Source organism: Rhizobium brockwellii, assembly GCF_000769405.2.
Classification (GTDB): domain Bacteria; phylum Pseudomonadota; class Alphaproteobacteria; order Rhizobiales; family Rhizobiaceae; genus Rhizobium; species Rhizobium brockwellii.
This window is the reverse complement of record NZ_CP053439.1, coordinates 4,780,543-4,796,817: the sequence shown is the minus strand read 5'-3', so window position 1 is coordinate 4,796,817 and position 16,275 is coordinate 4,780,543. Positions and strand designations below refer to the sequence as shown.

Below are 16,275 nucleotides of genomic sequence, written 5' to 3'. Positions count from 1 at the left end.
ATCCGCTGTGACCTTGGTTGTGCTCGGTCGCGGGACCAGAACGGTCATGGCCGGCTGGCTCAGCCGCGCTTGCGCTCGATCGCATCCCAAAGCAGGCTTGCTATATCGGCGCCGCCGAATTTCTTGACCTCGCGGATGCCGGTGGGCGACGTGACGTTGATCTCGGTCATGTAATCGCCGATCACATCGATGCCGACGAGCAGGAAGCCGCGCTCCCGCAGCGCCGGGCCGATGCGGGCGCAGATTTCCTGTTCACGCGCCGTCAGCTCGGTCGCCTCGGCGCGGCCGCCGACATGCATGTTGGAGCGGCTGTCGTGTTCGGCCGGCACGCGGTTGATGGCGCCGGCGAATTCGCCGTCGACCAGGATAATGCGTTTGTCACCCTTGCGCACGTCGGGCAGATATTGCTGGGCAATGAAGGGCTCGCGGAACAGCTGGCCGAACATTTCGAGCAGCGAAGAGAGATTGCGGTCGTCGCGGGTCGAATGGAAGACACCGGCGCCGCCATTGCCGTAAAGCGGCTTGAGGATGATGTCGCCCATCTCGTCGCGGAAACGGCGGATCTCGGCGGCATCCTTGGTGATCAGCGTCTTCGGCATCAGATCGGAGAATTCGGTGACGAAGATCTTCTCCGGCGAATTGCGCACCCAGGCCGGATCGTTGACGACGAGCGTCTTCGGATGGATGCGCTCGAGCAGATGCGTCGAGGTGATATAGGCCATGTCGAAGGGCGGGTCCTGGCGCAGCAGCACGACATCCATGGTCGCGAGATCGACGCGCTCCGGCGCGCCAAGCTCGTAGTGATCGCCCTTGAGGTCGCGCAGCACCATCGGCTCGACGCTGGCATAGAGCTTGCCGTCACGGAAGCTCAGGCGGTCGGGGGTATAATGGAAGAGCTTGTAGCCGCGCGCCTGGGCTTCCAGGCTCATGGCGAAGGTGGAATCACCTGCGATATTGATGCCTGCGACATGGTCCATCTGGACCGCTACATTGGTGATCTTGGCCATTTCCATCCCTCGCTGAATGCCGGACAGATGTAGGTCGGCCAGATATCAAACGCAACGGTCAATCAAGGGCTTCCGGCACTGGAGCATTTTTGCTTTTGCGCAATTCCAGACGCAAAACCGCTGCACACATTTGCTGGAATTGCTTTTCACCGCGTTTCGAGTTTCCGCATCAACCGGCCGCGATAGCTGTCGAGAATGACGGCGAGCACGATAACGGCGCCGATAACGATCGGCTTGATATTGTCGTCAGCGCCCAAGAGCTGCAATCCCGTCGACAGCACCTGCAGAATGCAGGCGCCGACCAGCGTGCCGACAATCGAGCCTTTGCCGCCCGAAAGGCTGGTTCCGCCGATAATGACGGCGGCGATCGCATTCAACTCATAGCCGATGCCGGCAACCGGGCTGCCGACATTGAGACGGAGCAGATAGACCATGGCTGCAATGCCGGCCGTCAGCCCTGAGATCGTGAAGACCGCAATCTTGTACCGTTTCGGCTCGTGCCCCGACAGCCGGACAGCCTCTTCATTGGTGCCGATCGCGAAGACGAAGCGCCCGAAGACGGTGTAGCGCAGCACGAACCAGCCGATGAGGACGACGACGATCGCAATCAGAAAGATAGACGGAAATATGCCCCAGAAGATCAGGTTGCCGAAATCGACGAAAGGCTGAGGCAGGCCGGTGATGGTGGAATTGTCGCTGACCACGCGCGCCAGGCCGCTGGCGACGTTCAGCATGCCAAGGGTGACGATGAAGGACGGAAGCTTCCACTTCTCGCAAATCCACCCGTTGACGGCGCCAAGGATGGCACCCGTGCCCATCGACGCAAGACATGCGAGAACAATCGCCTGCCATGGCGAAAACGCCGGATTGATCATGATCGTCGCACCGATCACCGTGCAAAGGGCAAGCAGCGACCCGACCGAGAGATCGATGCCGCCAACGAGGATGACGAAGGTCATGCCGGCAGCAAGCACGGTGTTGATGGCAATCTGCACGAAGATCTTCAGGAAGTTCTCCGGCGTTGCGAAATAAGGCGCCGTCGCCGAGAAAAACGCCAGGATCAGAATGAGGGCAATGGCGACGCCTGCCTCCTTCAGCGAGATCCGGACAAGCTTGTCCCAGACGCTCACCTCTTTCGCCTCGGTCTGTTTTTCAATGTTGGCGGACACGACTGTACTCCTTGTAGGCGAGCGAAAGGATCCTGCTCTCGTCAAACTGTTCCCGAACTATTTCGCCCGATATCTTGCCGTCGGAGAAGACGATGATGCGATGGCAAATGCCCATGAGCTCCGGCAGATCCGACGATACGACCAGAACGCCTTTTCCTTCGGCCGCAAACTTCCACAGAAGCTCGTAAATCTCGGCCTTCGCACCGACGTCGATTCCACGGGTCGGCTCATCGAAAATCAGCACCTTGGGGCCGCGGAACAGCCATTTTGCAATGACGACTTTTTGCTGATTGCCGCCGGAAAAGGTCCTGACCGCCTGATGGATCGACGGGGTCTTGATGCGCAGTTCGCGCACGAGGCGCCGCGAATGATCGTCCTGTGCCCTTCGCATGATCAAGCCGTTGCGGGAGATCTTGGCGAGATCGGTTATGGTGGCATTTTCAGCGCAACTCATGTCGAGCATCAAGCCCTGCATCTTGCGGTCTTCGGTTGCCAGGCAGAGGCCGGCAGCCACGGCTTCTTTCGGCGAATGGATCTCAACCGGCTCGCCATTCACCCGAATTTCGCCGGCCGCTTTGGCATCGGCGCCGAATATGGCGCGAACCGCCTCCGTCCGGCCGCTGCCGACAAGGCCGGCAATGCCGACGATTTCCCCCTTTGCCACGGAAAATGACAGTTCCGGGCTATTGCGCGTCACCTTCAGGCCGGACACGCCGAGCGCCTCGCCGGAGACGGTGCTGTCGCTGCGAAAAATGCCATGATCCGAAAGCTTCCGCCCAACCATGAGTTCGACGATGTCAGGAATAGCAAGTCCGGCCAGCGGACGCGTGATCACATGCTGGCCATCGCGCAGCACCGTCACATCGTCGCCGACGTCAAAGATCTCTTCCAGCCTGTGCGATATGTAGAGCGTGGTCACGCCACGCCGCTTCAACCGCTTGAGAATTTCAAAAAGGCGATCGACCTCCTTGGAGGTCAAGGTTGCCGTCGGTTCGTCGAGAACGAGAAGCTTGCTTTCGTAGCAAAGCGCCTTGGCGATCTCGACCAGCTGAAGTTGGGCGACGCTGAGGCGGCTCGCCAGTGTCGTCGGGGCGACGTCGAGGCCGACCTCTTCCAGGAGTTCCGCCGCTCTGCTGTTCATTTCCTTGTAGTTCACCAGGCCGTATCGGCGCGGCAGATGCTCAAACAGCAGGTTTTCCGCCACCGTGAGGTTGGAAAGGGGGTGCAGCTCCTGGTGAATGACCCGGATGCCCGCCTTGAATGCCTCCAGCGGCGAGGACGGATGGTATTGCTTGCCGTCAAACAGGATGTGACCGTCATCCGGCCTGAAGACACCGCCGAGCAGGTTGATCAGGGTCGACTTTCCAGCACCGTTTTCGCCGAGAAGAACGTGCCCCTTGCCGCGGCCGATCCGCATGGAGACATCCTTGAGCGCCACGACGCCCGGGAAGCGCTTGCCGATCCCATCCAGCCTCAAAATGTCGTCGTCTGCTGCGTCTGACATGGCGACCTCATGCACGCTCTGTTCGAACTCCACGCAGCACGCATCCCAGGAACTCGGAAACGAGCCTCCCCTGAAGCGATCAACGCGTCAATCGGTTGGTAGCGGTGAGCGCCGGCCGCAGCCGACGCTTCCTGCACACTGCCGCGCGTCTTTTCAGACGCGCGATGCGGGCGATCCCGACTATTTGAGATCCGCTGCGGTGACCAGCTTGATGTCGGTCTTGACCCAGCCGGTGAATGTCTCGCCGGCAAGTTCACGCATGCCATACTGGATGCCGAGGACCGCCATCTGCGCGCCATACTGTTCGACGGTGGCAAGCATCTTGCCATCCTTGATCAGCGGCTGAACCGGCGGAATATTGTCGAAGCCGACAACCTTGATCTTGCCGCTCTGGCCGGCCGCATCGAGCGCCTTGACAACGCCGAGGGCCATCGAGTCATTGGCTGCCATCACGCCCTGAATATCCTTATACTTCGTCAGGAAATTCGTCATGACGGTATTGGCTTCTTCCGTCTCCCAATGGGCCGTCTTGCTGTCGAGAAGCTCAAGCTTGCCAGACTTGACGGAGTCCATGAAGCCTTCCTTGCGCTCCTTGGCATTGTCGGCCTCGGGGTTACCCTCGAGGATGACGACCTTGGCGCCAGGTCCCAGATCCTTGGCAAGCGCGTCGCCCGCAAGCGTCGCCCCGCCCTTATTGTCAGGCCCGAAGAAAGCGAGATCGATACCGGCTTTCTTCTTCGCATCGGCATCGAGCGGCACGTCGATGTTGATGACCTTGACGCCAGCCTTGACTGCCTTTGCCAGCGGGGTTGCCATGGCCTTTGAATCGGCCGGCGCGACAACGATGATATCGTATTTCTGCGTGACGAAGTTTTCGACGGCATCGACCTGGGACGCGAAATCACGCTCGTCCTTCATGCCGACGGCCTTGAAGTCGAACTTATCCTTGTTCTCGGCCGCATATTTGTCGGCGCCGGCCTTCATCTGCTTGAAGAACTCATTGGACAAGGATTTCATGATCAGGCCGACCTTCGGCTTGCCGGCCGCAAAGGCGGGCGACACGCCGCAGGACAGCGCAAGCACCAAGGTGCCGGCAAGTCCAAGCTTCAATGCCGCACGGCGCGGCGCATTGATCAAGACGGATTCACGCTTCATAGAATTGGACATTTTTTCCTCCCGAACGGCCCTGGGCTCAGCTCCACCTGAGTTGCCTGCGGCAATGAACCGTTTCCAACGGCATCTGGGTATCACGCCCTTAAAAATTGTCAAGCCGCCGAAATAGCACCAAACGTCAGCTTCGATTCCTCCTTTTGGCTCGTATCTGTGCACATGCAGTGAACCGTTTCCATTGAGCGTTGGCCCGCGCTCGTGCTATGCAGACTGGCGGTCAAAATTGAGATGCAGCCCTTTGACGAGGGCGGTAAAGACCATTAGCTGGAAGCTTCGATCAGGCGCCCTTCGGTGTCTTCCGAGGGCGCAGAGAAAGGGCCACTGTTTCCGTTATGTCAAAGGTCGGGATTCGAGAGGTTGCCAAGCTTGCGGGAGTTTCCACCGGGACCGTTTCGCGGGTTTTGAATGATCATCCCTCCGTGACGAAGGAATTGCGGGCGCGCGTCGCAGCGATCATCAAAGACCTCGGCTATACACCCGACCCGTCGGCGCGAAGCATGCGCGGCAAGGTCAGCCGGCTCATCGGCATCGTCATTCCGGATCTGACCAATCCCTTCTTCGCGGAACTTGTCCAATCGGCGGAACAAGCGGCGGCAAATCACGGCTATAATATCATCGTGATGACGTCGTTCGATCATGCGGCCAAGGAGGCTGACCGCATCAAACAGCTGACAAGCCGAAAGGTCGACGGCATCATGCTGGTTCCCAGCAATGATTTCCACACACTCAAGCTGCCGAAGGGATTGCCGATCGTCGTCGTCGACCGTCTGATGCCGGGATATTCCGGCATTGCCGCCGATCACCGCGATGGCGTTCGTCTTGGCGTCGAACATCTTTTGCAGCTCGGTCATCGCCGCATCGGCTTCATCTCGGGGCCTGGGCACTCCGTCCCCGCCAACGATCGCCTCAGAGGTTATCTCGATGCAATCGAGCAGGCGGGGGAGCAGGCGGGCGACACGCGAACGGCGGGACCCCCACTGATCGCCGAAGCGGCCTTCGACTACGAGAGCGGCCGTTCCGCGGGAAATTATCTGCTGGCACGCGCACGAAACGAGCGGCCGACGGCGATCTTTGCAAGTTCGGACCAGCAGGCCATCGGCTGCATGCGGGCAGCGCATGATCTGGGAATTCCGATACCTGCAGCCCTTTCGATCCTCGGCTTCGACGGCATCCCGCTCGCAAGCATGACAACGCCACGCCTGACGACCGTGAAACAGCCGATTCAAGACATAGCCGCAGCAGCGGTGGCCGTTCTGTTGAACAAGCAAACCGCGCCTGACCTCGACAATCCGATCCTATTTGCCTGCGAGATCTTGAAGGGCGAAACAACCGCTCCGCCTCAGCCCGATTAGCCCATAGGCCCGAACATCGAAGTCGTCAGGCGGCGATGCCCTGGTTGCCGCTGTTGCGCAGCATGTTGCGGAGACGGTAGGCGATCGCCAAGGGCTTCGGGAAGGGTTTGCGCAGGAAGGCGACCTTGCGGACGTAATTGTCGACCCGCCAGCTTGCCCAGGTTCCACCGGCGAAAAAGGCGACGTCGCCGGCGCGCAGGGTTCGTTCGGTGCCGTCCTCGGCGGTGATATGGACCTCGCCTTCGAGGATCATCACCGTCTCGTCCCAGCCGAAGCGCCAGCGGAATTCGCCCGCCGTGCAATCCCAGATCGCCGTCAGCGATGCTTCGTCATGACCGCGCGAATGTTCGGCGGTGCGGGCCTGCGGATTGCCGCTGATAATCCAGTCCGGATTGATCGGCGAGGATTTCAGCGGCAGCAGACCGCTCGCATGCGCGACGAAGGATTTTCCGGCCGGCTTCGCCACGGCATAAGGCACCGAGCGCGCGGCCATGGCGACCGCACTTGCAAGCATCAGCTTCCAGGCCATGAAACAATCCCCAATTGTTATCCCTACCGAGATTTGACGTAGCAGAGAGTCGTAAGAACCTCGTTCACGCGGGGACTAAAAGTTTAACGATCCGGAAATCCGATGGGTCAGAAGGCATCAATAAAGTGCCGCGGCAGTCGGCCCGGCATGATCGCCACGATATCATAGCGCTGGGAAAGGCGAGCCTGATCCGCCTGGCGGGCGAGCCAGAGATCGCTTGCCGCCCGTATCCGCTTCTGCGCGGCGACAGAGACGGCATCGACCGCCGCGGCCTCGCCATGGCGAGCCTTGACCTCGACGAAGACGGCGAGATCGCCCTTGCGGGCGATGATATCGATCTCGCCGAGCCGGGTGCGGTGGCGCAGCGCCAGGATGCGATAGCCCTTCAGCATCAGGAAGGCAGCCGCGACATATTCCGACATACGGCCCCGGCGCAGCGCCTTCCTCCTGATGGCGGTGAGATCATTATCGCCCATCGGCGTTCTTGATCTCCAGCAGGCGCTGGTAGAGCACCTTGCGCGGCAGGCCGGTGAGGCGGGCGGCCTCGGTCGCGGCGCCTGCCGTCGGCATCGACTTCGACAGGTCGGCCAGCATGGCTTCGACATCGGCCTCATCGGTCTCGACCGGCTCCGGCGGGCCGATAACAAGGACGATCTCGCCCTTGACGTTTTCCACCTGCTGATAATGCGCCGCAAGGTCGGCAAGCGTGCCGCGGCGGAACTCCTCATAGGTCTTGGTCAGTTCGCGGCAGACGGAGGCGGGCCGAGCGCCGCCCAGCACATCGGCGGCAGCGAGAAGCGTTGCGCCGATGCGATGCGGCGATTCAAAGAAGATCAACGTCGCGGGTGCCGCGGCAAGCTCACCCAGACGATCGCGGCGGGCCTTGTCCTTGGCCGGCAGGAAACCGGCGAAAAGGAAGGCATCGTTCGGCAGGCCGGAGCCGACAAGGGCTGCGAGCGGCGCGGAGGCGCCGGGAATGGGAATGACGCGGTAACCTGCCGCTATCGCCTGCTGCGCCAGCCGATAGCCGGGATCGGAGACCAGCGGCGTGCCGGCATCGGAAACCAGCGCCACCGAGCGCCCGGCTTCGAGCGCCTGCAACAGCCTTGGACCGGCCTCGTCGGCATTGTGCTCGTGATAGGCAAAGGGGCGGTTCTGGATGCCGTAGCGGTCGAGCAGCACGCGGGTGACGCGCGTATCCTCGCAGGCAAGCACATCGGCGCCGGCCAGCGTTTCGAGCGCCCGCAGCGTGATGTCGCCGAGATTGCCGATGGGAGTGGCGACGAGATAGAGCGCCGGCTCCACCGGCCGCGCCGGCACCGTTGCATTGTGCAGGCGGAAGCTTCGCCGGCTGGCGGCGTCCGCTGTCGTTTCCTCATTCATGCCATTTGCTTTCGTCCCGCCGGCTCGTCGCCAGCATCGAACCCTTATGGGCGAGCCGCACCGCTTCGGCAAGGGTTCGGATTTCTGTGAGCATTGCTCTGGAAAACCTCAATTGCGGGGGTGCCGGCGTCCATGCCTCTTGCAAAGCAATGCTGAAGTCTGCCATTTTGCCCGTCCACTCCCCCGGCCTCAAGCCGGGACAGCATTCTTCGGGTGCTCGACGCGCCCGGACAGTCACGGTCGAAAGCGGTAGCATCCCATGCGTATTACTATTGAGCGGTCAAACCTGTTGAAATCGCTGAACCACGTCCACCGCGTGGTCGAACGTCGCAACACGATCCCGATCCTGTCCAACGTATTGCTCAAGGCCGACGGCCAGAAGCTCGACATGAAGGCGACCGACCTCGACCTCGAAATCACCGAGGCGACACCGGCTAGCGTCGAGCAGCCCGGCGCCACCACCGTTCCCGCGCATCTTCTCTACGATATCGTACGCAAGCTTTCCGACGGCTCGGAGGTGCTGCTTGCCACCAGCCCCGATGGCGGCGCGATGACCGTGCAGTCCGGCCGCTCGAAATTCTCGCTGCAGTGCCTGCCGGAATCGGACTTCCCTGATCTCACAGCCGGCACCTTCACGCACTCCTTCAAGCTGAAGGCGACCGATCTCAAGATGCTGATCGACCGCACGCAGTTCGCGATCTCGACGGAAGAGACGCGTTATTATCTCAACGGCATCTTCTTTCACACGATCGAGAGCAATGGCCAGCTGAAGCTCAGGGCGGTTGCGACCGACGGCCACCGGCTGGCGCGCGCCGATGTCGATGCGCCCTCCGGCTCCGAGGGCATGCCCGGCATCATAATTCCTCGCAAGACGGTCGGCGAGTTGCAGAAGCTGGTCGACAATCCCGAAACGACGGTGACCGTCGAGGTCTCCGACGCCAAGATCCGGCTGACCATCGGCTCGATCGTCATGACCTCGAAACTGATCGACGGCACCTTCCCGGATTATCAGCGCGTCATCCCGACAGGCAACGACAAGGAAATGCGGGTCGACTGCACGAGTTTCGCACAGGCCGTCGACCGCGTCTCGACGATCTCCTCCGAGCGCGGCCGCGCCGTCAAGCTGGCGCTTTCCGAGGGGCAGTTGATGCTGACCGTCAACAATCCCGATTCCGGCAGCGCGACGGAAGAAGTTGCCGTCGGCTACGACACGGATGCGATGGAAATCGGCTTCAACGCCAAATACTTGCTCGACATCACCGCCCAGCTTTCCGGCGAGGAAGCGATCTTCCTGCTTGCCGATGCCGGCTCGCCGACACTGATCCGCGACACGGCGGGCGACGATGCGCTCTACGTGCTGATGCCGATGCGCGTCTGACGGGAACGAAGGCGACCGCTTGCCGTTTTTCCTCCTGTCAAAACGGAGGATCCCATGACCAAAAAGGCGGGAACGGTGCGCATCGGCATATCCGGCTGGACCTATGCGCCCTGGCGCGGCCAATTCTATCCGAAGGACCTGCCGCAGAAGCAGGAGCTTTCCTTCGCCGCCCGGCACTTCCGGTCAATCGAGATCAACGGCACCTTCTACGGATTGCAGCGGCCCGAAAGCTTCGGCCGCTGGCGCGATGAGACACCGGGTGATTTCATCTTTGCCGTCAAGGGGCCGCGCTTCATCACCCATATGCTGCGGCTGCAGAATATCCAGACGGCGCTCGCCAATTTTCTCGCCTCGGGCCTGCTGCGGCTTGGCCCCAAGCTCGGACCGATCCTCTGGCAATTCCCGCCGAACATGGTCTTCGACCCATCCCTTTTCGAGAGCTTTTTGTCGCTGCTGCCGCACGACCGCGACGCAGCGATAGCGCTTGCGAAGCGTCACGACTGGCATATCAAGGGACCGGCCTGGCTTAAATGCGACGGGCACCAGCCGATCCGGCATGCGCTGGAGATTCGCCACGAGAGCTTCCGCTCACCCGCCTTCATCGAGATGCTCAGGCGGCACAAGGTCGCGCTCGTCTGCGCCGATACGGTGAAATGGCCGCTGCTGATGGATGTCACCACCGATTTCGTCTACTGCCGACTGCATGGCTCGGAAAAGCTCTATGTCAGCGGCTACGAGGACGAAGCGCTCGACATATGGGCGCAACGCATCCGCGCCTGGGCCACGGGTGGGGAAGCTGAGAATGCGACGCGAGTGCTGGCGCCCGTGCCGGTGCGCAACAAGGGCCGCGATGTCTATCTCTATTTCGACAATACCGATGTGAAGCTGCGCGCGCCTGTCGATGCCGATCACCTGAGCCAAAGGCTCGCCGATCTCATGCCTCGTTCAGCCCCCGAAGCTGCATGAACTGTTGATGCCGATGTCCTTGTTGCGAAAATCCTTGTCCCTTAAGCGACAAGCGGCATATTAAGGCATTCGATCAACATGCGGATGGGTGGAGAATGAGCTTACGGGTCAAAGTGAAGGAACGGTTGGGCAAGAGGTTCGACGACGAGATCCGCTTCTTCCGGGGCATGATGCAGGGGCCGAAGACGGTGGGCTCGATCGTGCCGACCTCCTCGATCACGGCCAAGCGCATGGCAAGCGTCGTCGATATCCATTCCGGGCTGCCGGTGCTTGAACTCGGACCGGGCACGGGCGCTATCACCAAGGCCATTCTCGGCCGCGGCGTCCGTCCGGAAAATCTCGTCGCAATCGAATATTCGACGGATTTTCATAAACATCTGCAGCGGACCTATCCCGGCGTGCAGTTCATCAACGGCGATGCCTTCGATCTTCAGGCCACCCTTGGCAATTTCAGCGGTCTCACCTTCGATTCCGTCGTCTCGGGCATTCCGCTGCTGAATTTCCCGATGGCGAAGCGCATCTCGCTGCTCGAAAGCCTGCTCGATCGCCTGCCGGCCGGCCGGCCAATGGTGCAGATTTCCTATGGTGCGATCTCGCCGATCGCCGCCAATCCCGACCGCTACCATATCCAGCATTTCGACTTCGTCATGCGCAACATTCCGCCGGCGCAACTCTGGATCTATAAGCGCGGCTGAGATGTTCGGGCTCTATATCACTCATCCGCAGGTCAGGATCGACGCCAACGTGCCCGTGCCGAAATGGGGGCTTTCGGATGTTGGTGCGGCGCGCGCGCGCAAAGCGGCAGAGAGCGGCTGGGCGAGGCAGTTGCGGCGCATCGTCTCCAGCGACGAGACGAAGGCGATCGAGACGGCCGAAATTTTGGCAAAAGCTTCCGGTGTGACCGTGGAGATCGTCCACGCCATGCACGAGAACGACCGCTCGGCCACCGGCTTCCTGCCGCCGCCGCAATTCGAAGAGGCGGCCAACTGGTTCTTCGCCCATCCGGAGCAGAGCTTCAAAGGCTGGGAGCGCGCCGTCGATGCGCAGGCCCGCATCGTCGAGGCCGTGAACGCCGTTCTTGCCACGCATGATGCGACGGCGCCGATCGCCTTTGTCGGCCATGGCGGCGTCGGCACGCTGCTCAAATGCCATCTGGCGGGCAGCCCGATCGCGCGCGACCGCGACCAGCCGGGCGGCGGCGGCAATCTCTATGCTTTCGGTCTTGCGGATCACCGCTTATCATGCGACTGGACACCCATCGAAGACTGGCAGGGGTGACTTCAGATGGACGCACGCGAGCGGTTGATCGTCGGCCTGGATGTTCCAACGATCGGGGAGGCGGAAAGACTGGTTTCCACGCTCGGCGACGACATTCTCTTCTATAAGATCGGCTATCAGCTGGTCTTTGCCGGCGGCCTGGAATTCGCCCGCGATCTTGCCGCTAGCGGCAAGAAGATCTTTCTCGACATGAAGCTGCTCGACATCGACAACACCGTGGCCTCCGGCGTCGAGAACATCGCCAAGATGGGCATGTCGATGCTGACGCTGCATGCCTATCCGAAAGCAATGAAGGCGGCGGTCGAGGCCGCGGCCGGCTCCGGCCTCTGCCTGCTCGGCGTGACCGTGCTGACCTCGATGGATGCGGACGACCTTGCCGATGCCGGCTATAGCCAGGATCCGCACAGCCTGGTGCTGCGCCGCGCCGAACAGGCGCGCGCGGCCGGCATGGGCGGTATCGTCTGCTCGGCGGAGGAAGCGACAGCGGTGCGCGAGATCGTCGGACCCGACATGGCGATCGTCACCCCCGGCATTCGCCCTGATGGTAGCGACAAGGGCGACCAGAAGCGGGTGATGACGCCTTTCGACGCGCTGAAGGCGGGAGCGACGCATCTCGTTGTCGGCCGGCCTGTCGTCAGGGCGCCGGATCCCCGAGATGCCGCCCGTGCGATCCTCAGCGAGATGGTGAGCGCACTCTGGCCGGCAAACCGCTAATAGTTTCAACGACAAAAGGGAGAAGACCATGGCCAAGGGATATTGGATCGCCCGCGTCGACGTTCGCGATGCCGAGCGCTACAAGGATTACGTCGCGGCGGCCAAGCCGGCCTTCGAAAAATATGGCGCGAATTTCCTGGCGCGCGGCGGCGCCTTTACCGAACTGGAGGGCAAGGCGCGTGTGCGCAACGTGGTGATCGAATTCCCGTCGATGCAGCATGCGGTCGACTGCTATAATTCGCCGGAATACCAGATAGCCGCGAAAATCCGCCAGGAAGTCGCGGATGCGGAAATGGTCGTCGTCGAAGGCGTCTGAGCGCCCTCGCATTCGCAAAAAACTGACGGCGTGATGGGCCTTCCCGTCGCGCCGGGATTCGGCTAAGACGAGAGCCAATTCAGCATCCCGCAAAGCCTTTCGAGGAGCCTGCCATGACCCTTGCCAACCTGCCGCCGCTCGTTACCGTGTTCGGAGGCTCCGGTTTCGTGGGCAGGCACGTGGTTCGGGCGCTCGCCAAGCGCGGCTACAACATCCGCGTCGCCGTGCGCCGTCCCGATCTCGCCGGCTTCCTGCAGCCGCTCGGCAATGTCGGCCAGATCTCCTTCGTGCAGGCGAACCTGCGCTACCGAAGCTCGATCGACCGCGCCGTCGACGGGGCAAGCCATGTCGTCAACTGCGTCGGCATTCTGCACGAGACCGGCCGCAACACATTCGACGCCGTGCAGGAATTCGGCGCTCGTGCGATTGCCGAGGCGGCGCGCGGCGCAGGTGCGACGCTGACGCATATTTCGGCGATCGGCGCCGACGCGAAATCCGATTCCGACTATGGCCGCACCAAGGGCCGCGCCGAAACGGCCATCCTCTCGGTCAAGCCCGATGCCGTGATCTTCCGTCCGTCGATCGTCTTCGGACCGGAGGACAGTTTCTTCAACAAGTTCGCCGAGATGGCGCGCATGTCGCCGATCCTGCCGCTTGTTGGCGGCGGTAAGACGAAATTCCAGCCTGTCTATGTCGAGGATGTCGCCGAGGCCGTCGCCCGCGCCGTCGACGGCAAGGTTGCCGGCGGCAAGGTCTATGAGCTTGGCGGGCCTGAGGTGCTGAGCTTCCGCGAATGTCTCGAGACGATGCTGAGGGTAACGTGTCGCAAGAACCCGCTGGTATCCCTGCCCTTCGGCATCGCTTCGATGATCGGCAGCATCGCCTCGCTGATCCCCTTCATAACGCCGCCGATCACGCCGGATCAGGTGCGCATGCTGAAGCGCGACAATGTCGTCTCCAAGGAAGCCGAGGCGGAAGGCCGCACGCTGAAGGGCCTCGGCATTGCGCCCACGATGGTGGCATCGGTGCTCGGCTCCTATCTGGTGCACTACCGTCCGCACGGCCAATACACCGGCACCGGCAAGGCCGCCTGACCATCTTTTCCAACCGATGAGATTTGGCCGTCTGCGGATCCCCGTAGGCGGCCTTTTGGCGTTGCCGTGTCCTGCAAAGCCCGGCGCAAGCCTGAGGTGTTTTGCTGTCCACCACATTGAGTTGCGTTGCATAAAAGACGCATCGGAATTTTTGTGGAATTAACGCGAAATTTAGCAGGAACGTTTATTGCTATTTGCCATTCCACTGACTACCAAACCCGCGCGTCTTCCAACGGACTCAACGCCTGCGGTCGCGCGCGGCAATCACTGTGAAAGGCAATTCTCGATGGGCAAGTCAATCGCGCTCCTGTTTGCGTGTGCGGCGCTGGTTATTCTTGCAGGCTCTTTCGTTGCGCCCGGTTCGGTCGCGGCGGTAAAGGGCGATTGCTCGCCGGCCTACGGCGTCGATCCTTGCTCTACGGCTTCGATCATCCATTGACGAAAGCCCGGCCCTGCGCCGGCATCCTGCTCCAAACAAGCAGTCGATCGGATCGCCTGAAACAGGGCGCTCCACAATGAACGTTCAGTCTCGCCTGCATCAAAAACCGCGGCGGCGTATCCTCTCAATATTGCATATCTGAAAGATCGGCGCCTTGCTGGTAATCGATGCTTGTTCGCGAAGTCCGACGGAGCATGTGCATTCGCGCCGGGAGTTGCGCGAATGCAATGCGGGACGGATGTTTCAGGCAATCAAGCCGGTGGCGGCCATGCCGAGCAGCAAGACACCGAGAATGATGCGGTAGATGGCAAACAGCGTAAACCGGTTGCTTCGGATATAGGCAAGCAGCCATTTGACGGCGATGAAAGCGACGACCGTGGAGACGACGAAGGCGATGCCGAGCGCCGTCCAGTCTTCGCCTGCCGCTCCGCCATCCTTAAACGTCTTCAGCAATTCATAGCCGCTGGCGGCGTACATTGTGGGTATGCCGACGAGAAAGGCAAATTCCGTTGCCGCTGCGCGGTTGCCCGTGCCTGCCAGCATGGCGACGAAGATCGTGGCGCCGGAGCGCGACGTTCCTGGGAAGACGCCGGCAACGATCTGGGCGATACCGACCAGGATGGCGACAAGCCAGGTGATCTCTTTATGAGGCGGGCGGCGAGCGGCGGCCCATTCGGCAAAGATCATCCAGATACCGCCGATGATGAGCGCCCAGGCGATCGGTGTTGCGGTCTCCGGCAGTTCAAAGCCGAGCTTCTTGACGATAAGTCCGAGAATTGCGGTGATGAGAAAGGCGACGATCAGCTTGGCGGCATAATCGCGATTGACCGGATCGCGCCAGCCGAGCACCAGATCCAGCAGACGGCGCCAGTAGATGATGGTGACGGCGAGGATGGCGCCCGCCTGAATAACGATGTTGAACATATCCGACCGATGTCCGAGCCATTGCTCGGCAATGATCAGGTGGCCGGTGCTCGAGATCGGCAGAAATTCGGTGATCCCCTCTATGACACCGAGAATTGCAGCATTTATATAATCCATACATTGTCTCCGGTTTAAAGTTCGGTCGGGCCTGAGCGCTTGGGTCGATCAGGCTGCCGCTTCCATTCGTTCGTTAGAGCGTGTTTCGCCACTATCAGATGGCCTGAAAAATCCGATTCGCTTGTATTGGCGGGGCCAAACTCCTATAGCTTCAACCAACGAGTCATGACTAGGGCGCTATAATCGAGCTGCCACACAGTCCTGTAACAGCAATCACAAAGCCCGAGTATCGATGCCCACGCTTTATCATCATCCCATGTCATCCGCATCTCGCTTCGTCCGGTTGATCTTGGCAGAATACGGCTATCAGGCGGATCTGATCGAGGAGCAGACATGGGAGAAGCGCCGGGATTTCCTGGCGCTCAATCCGGCCGGCACGCTGCCGGTCTATGTCGACGACAGCATGCGCGCGCTCTGTGGCGCGAGCGTCATTTCCGAATATCTGGACGAGACGCACGGCGTCTTGAAGCGCGACCGGCGGCTGCTCGCCGAAGACCCTTTCCAGCGGGCGGAAATCCGCCGGCTGACCGAATGGTTCATGCAGAAGATGGAAAACGACGTGACCAAGCCGCTCGCCCGCGAGCGTGTCTACAAGTTGCAGATGACCGCCGATCAGGGCGGCGGAGCGCCGGATTCGAAGGTTTTACGCACGGCCCGCGCAAATATCCGCCAGCATATGCGTTATCTCACCTGGCTTGCCGGCTCGCGTCAGTGGCTGGCTGGCGAGCGGATGAGCTATGCCGACCTTGCCGCCGCCGCCTCGATCTCGATCCTCGATTATCTCGGCGAGATCGAGTGGGCGGATTCGCCCGTCGTCAAGGACTGGTACCAGCGGCTGAAGTCGCGTCCCTCCTTCCGGCCGATGCTGACCGAGCGCGTGCGCGGCCTGACGCCAGTTTCACACTATGCCGATCTGGATTTCTGACGAGGGCTCT

The 16,275-nt window shown here is 61.1% G+C and carries 19 protein-coding genes; 10 read left to right on the top strand and 9 right to left on the bottom strand.

What is annotated here, in order from left to right; translation table 11 throughout:
- Positions 1 to 59: 59 nt before the first annotated feature.
- The 4 genes from gshB to RLCC275e_RS23400 all read right to left on the bottom strand — a co-directional run bounded on the left by gshB (position 60) and on the right by RLCC275e_RS23400 (position 4,847).
- On the bottom strand, positions 60 to 1,007 hold the full coding sequence (gshB, locus tag RLCC275e_RS23415; protein ID WP_033181254.1) for a glutathione synthase: 948 nt from the start codon (positions 1,005 to 1,007) through the stop codon (positions 60 to 62).
- A 146-nt stretch (positions 1,008 to 1,153) separates the two neighbouring features.
- Positions 1,154 to 2,176 carry an ABC transporter permease gene (locus tag RLCC275e_RS23410; RefSeq protein ID WP_003555988.1) on the bottom strand — a complete coding sequence of 341 codons (1,023 nt, stop codon included), beginning with the start codon at positions 2,174 to 2,176 and terminating at the stop codon, positions 1,154 to 1,156.
- A complete protein-coding gene (locus RLCC275e_RS23405) occupies positions 2,160 to 3,680 on the bottom strand; it encodes a sugar ABC transporter ATP-binding protein (protein WP_033181768.1) in 1,521 nt (506 codons plus the stop codon). Before RLCC275e_RS23405 ends, RLCC275e_RS23410 begins: the two co-directional genes overlap by 17 nt.
- A gap of 180 nt (positions 3,681 to 3,860) precedes the next feature.
- Positions 3,861 to 4,847 (bottom strand): sugar ABC transporter substrate-binding protein, encoded by a 987-nt coding sequence (locus RLCC275e_RS23400; protein ID WP_033181253.1) that lies wholly within the window; start codon positions 4,845 to 4,847, stop codon positions 3,861 to 3,863.
- A 335-nt stretch (positions 4,848 to 5,182) separates the two neighbouring features.
- On the opposite strand from RLCC275e_RS23400, the gene RLCC275e_RS23395 reads away from it, so the two are divergent.
- Positions 5,183 to 6,202 carry a LacI family DNA-binding transcriptional regulator gene (locus RLCC275e_RS23395; RefSeq protein ID WP_033181252.1) on the top strand — a complete coding sequence of 340 codons (1,020 nt, stop codon included), beginning with the start codon at positions 5,183 to 5,185 and terminating at the stop codon, positions 6,200 to 6,202.
- 25 nt (positions 6,203 to 6,227) lie between these two features.
- Here RLCC275e_RS23395 and RLCC275e_RS23390 read toward each other — a convergent pair whose 3' ends face one another.
- The 4 genes from RLCC275e_RS23390 to RLCC275e_RS23375 all read right to left on the bottom strand — a co-directional run bounded on the left by RLCC275e_RS23390 (position 6,228) and on the right by RLCC275e_RS23375 (position 8,280).
- Complete coding sequence (locus RLCC275e_RS23390) at positions 6,228 to 6,731, bottom strand: cupin domain-containing protein (protein ID WP_003555984.1); 504 nt, start codon at positions 6,729 to 6,731, stop codon at positions 6,228 to 6,230.
- A gap of 107 nt (positions 6,732 to 6,838) precedes the next feature.
- Entirely contained in the window at positions 6,839 to 7,207 is a 369-nt protein-coding gene (locus tag RLCC275e_RS23385; protein WP_033181251.1) for a YraN family protein, read from the bottom strand.
- Entirely contained in the window at positions 7,197 to 8,114 is a 918-nt protein-coding gene (gene rsmI, locus RLCC275e_RS23380; protein WP_018485281.1) for a 16S rRNA (cytidine(1402)-2'-O)-methyltransferase, read from the bottom strand. The genes RLCC275e_RS23385 and rsmI overlap by 11 nt, the downstream gene beginning before the upstream one ends.
- Complete coding sequence (locus RLCC275e_RS23375) at positions 8,107 to 8,280, bottom strand: methyltransferase (RefSeq protein WP_026237111.1); 174 nt, start codon at positions 8,278 to 8,280, stop codon at positions 8,107 to 8,109. The genes rsmI and RLCC275e_RS23375 overlap by 8 nt, the downstream gene beginning before the upstream one ends.
- 93 nt (positions 8,281 to 8,373) lie before the next feature.
- Between RLCC275e_RS23375 and dnaN the strand changes: the two genes are divergently transcribed.
- From dnaN to RLCC275e_RS23335, 8 genes are all read left to right on the top strand, one after another.
- Positions 8,374 to 9,492 carry a DNA polymerase III subunit beta gene (gene dnaN, locus RLCC275e_RS23370; protein ID WP_003555981.1) on the top strand — a complete coding sequence of 373 codons (1,119 nt, stop codon included), beginning with the start codon at positions 8,374 to 8,376 and terminating at the stop codon, positions 9,490 to 9,492.
- 54 nt (positions 9,493 to 9,546) lie between these two features.
- The gene (locus RLCC275e_RS23365; RefSeq protein WP_033181250.1) at positions 9,547 to 10,458 is read left to right on the top strand and encodes a DUF72 domain-containing protein; all 912 of its coding nucleotides are present in this window, start codon (positions 9,547 to 9,549) and stop codon (positions 10,456 to 10,458) included.
- Between the two features lie 95 nt (positions 10,459 to 10,553).
- Positions 10,554 to 11,153 carry a phospholipid N-methyltransferase PmtA gene (gene pmtA, locus RLCC275e_RS23360; RefSeq protein ID WP_033181249.1) on the top strand — a complete coding sequence of 200 codons (600 nt, stop codon included), beginning with the start codon at positions 10,554 to 10,556 and terminating at the stop codon, positions 11,151 to 11,153.
- Position 11,154: 1 nt separating this feature from the next.
- Positions 11,155 to 11,736: a histidine phosphatase family protein gene (locus RLCC275e_RS23355; protein ID WP_033181248.1), complete on the top strand. Its 582-nt coding sequence runs from the start codon at positions 11,155 to 11,157 to the stop codon at positions 11,734 to 11,736.
- A gap of 6 nt (positions 11,737 to 11,742) precedes the next feature.
- The gene (gene pyrF / locus RLCC275e_RS23350) at positions 11,743 to 12,450 is read left to right on the top strand and encodes an orotidine-5'-phosphate decarboxylase (RefSeq protein ID WP_033181247.1); all 708 of its coding nucleotides are present in this window, start codon (positions 11,743 to 11,745) and stop codon (positions 12,448 to 12,450) included.
- 28 nt (positions 12,451 to 12,478) lie between these two features.
- A complete protein-coding gene (locus tag RLCC275e_RS23345) occupies positions 12,479 to 12,766 on the top strand; it encodes a DUF1330 domain-containing protein (protein WP_003544731.1) in 288 nt (95 codons plus the stop codon).
- A gap of 113 nt (positions 12,767 to 12,879) precedes the next feature.
- Positions 12,880 to 13,860 (top strand): complex I NDUFA9 subunit family protein, encoded by a 981-nt coding sequence (locus tag RLCC275e_RS23340; RefSeq protein ID WP_033181246.1) that lies wholly within the window; start codon positions 12,880 to 12,882, stop codon positions 13,858 to 13,860.
- Positions 13,861 to 14,146: 286 nt separating this feature from the next.
- Positions 14,147 to 14,299, top strand: coding sequence for a hypothetical protein (locus RLCC275e_RS23335; protein WP_003544729.1), 153 nt, complete (start codon positions 14,147 to 14,149; stop codon positions 14,297 to 14,299).
- Positions 14,300 to 14,542: 243 nt separating this feature from the next.
- Here the strand turns inward: RLCC275e_RS23335 and RLCC275e_RS23330 are convergent, their stop codons facing one another.
- Positions 14,543 to 15,340 (bottom strand): undecaprenyl-diphosphate phosphatase, encoded by a 798-nt coding sequence (locus RLCC275e_RS23330; protein WP_033181245.1) that lies wholly within the window; start codon positions 15,338 to 15,340, stop codon positions 14,543 to 14,545.
- 232 nt (positions 15,341 to 15,572) lie between these two features.
- Here RLCC275e_RS23330 and RLCC275e_RS23325 point away from each other — a divergent pair, with 232 nt between their 5' ends.
- Positions 15,573 to 16,265: a glutathione S-transferase family protein gene (locus RLCC275e_RS23325; RefSeq protein ID WP_003544722.1), complete on the top strand. Its 693-nt coding sequence runs from the start codon at positions 15,573 to 15,575 to the stop codon at positions 16,263 to 16,265.
- Positions 16,266 to 16,275 lie beyond the last annotated feature (10 nt).

Coding starts and splice junctions, on each gene's coding strand:
- pmtA (WP_033181249.1), top strand. CDS start 10,554: ATGAGCTTACGGGTCAAAGTGAAGGAACGGTTGGGCAAGAGGTTCGAC.
- RLCC275e_RS23395 (WP_033181252.1), top strand. CDS start 5,183: ATGTCAAAGGTCGGGATTCGAGAGGTTGCCAAGCTTGCGGGAGTTTCC.
- RLCC275e_RS23340 (WP_033181246.1), top strand. CDS start 12,880: ATGACCCTTGCCAACCTGCCGCCGCTCGTTACCGTGTTCGGAGGCTCC.
- RLCC275e_RS23330 (WP_033181245.1), bottom strand. CDS start 15,340: ATGGATTATATAAATGCTGCAATTCTCGGTGTCATAGAGGGGATCACC.
- RLCC275e_RS23325 (WP_003544722.1), top strand. CDS start 15,573: ATGCCCACGCTTTATCATCATCCCATGTCATCCGCATCTCGCTTCGTC.
- RLCC275e_RS23345 (WP_003544731.1), top strand. CDS start 12,479: ATGGCCAAGGGATATTGGATCGCCCGCGTCGACGTTCGCGATGCCGAG.
- RLCC275e_RS23400 (WP_033181253.1), bottom strand. CDS start 4,847: ATGTCCAATTCTATGAAGCGTGAATCCGTCTTGATCAATGCGCCGCGC.
- pyrF (WP_033181247.1), top strand. CDS start 11,743: ATGGACGCACGCGAGCGGTTGATCGTCGGCCTGGATGTTCCAACGATC.
- RLCC275e_RS23390 (WP_003555984.1), bottom strand. CDS start 6,731: ATGGCCTGGAAGCTGATGCTTGCAAGTGCGGTCGCCATGGCCGCGCGC.
- RLCC275e_RS23335 (WP_003544729.1), top strand. CDS start 14,147: ATGGGCAAGTCAATCGCGCTCCTGTTTGCGTGTGCGGCGCTGGTTATT.
- RLCC275e_RS23385 (WP_033181251.1), bottom strand. CDS start 7,207: ATGGGCGATAATGATCTCACCGCCATCAGGAGGAAGGCGCTGCGCCGG.
- dnaN (WP_003555981.1), top strand. CDS start 8,374: ATGCGTATTACTATTGAGCGGTCAAACCTGTTGAAATCGCTGAACCAC.
- RLCC275e_RS23405 (WP_033181768.1), bottom strand. CDS start 3,680: ATGTCAGACGCAGCAGACGACGACATTTTGAGGCTGGATGGGATCGGC.
- rsmI (WP_018485281.1), bottom strand. CDS start 8,114: ATGAATGAGGAAACGACAGCGGACGCCGCCAGCCGGCGAAGCTTCCGC.
- gshB (WP_033181254.1), bottom strand. CDS start 1,007: ATGGCCAAGATCACCAATGTAGCGGTCCAGATGGACCATGTCGCAGGC.
- RLCC275e_RS23375 (WP_026237111.1), bottom strand. CDS start 8,280: ATGGCAGACTTCAGCATTGCTTTGCAAGAGGCATGGACGCCGGCACCC.
- RLCC275e_RS23365 (WP_033181250.1), top strand. CDS start 9,547: ATGACCAAAAAGGCGGGAACGGTGCGCATCGGCATATCCGGCTGGACC.
- RLCC275e_RS23355 (WP_033181248.1), top strand. CDS start 11,155: ATGTTCGGGCTCTATATCACTCATCCGCAGGTCAGGATCGACGCCAAC.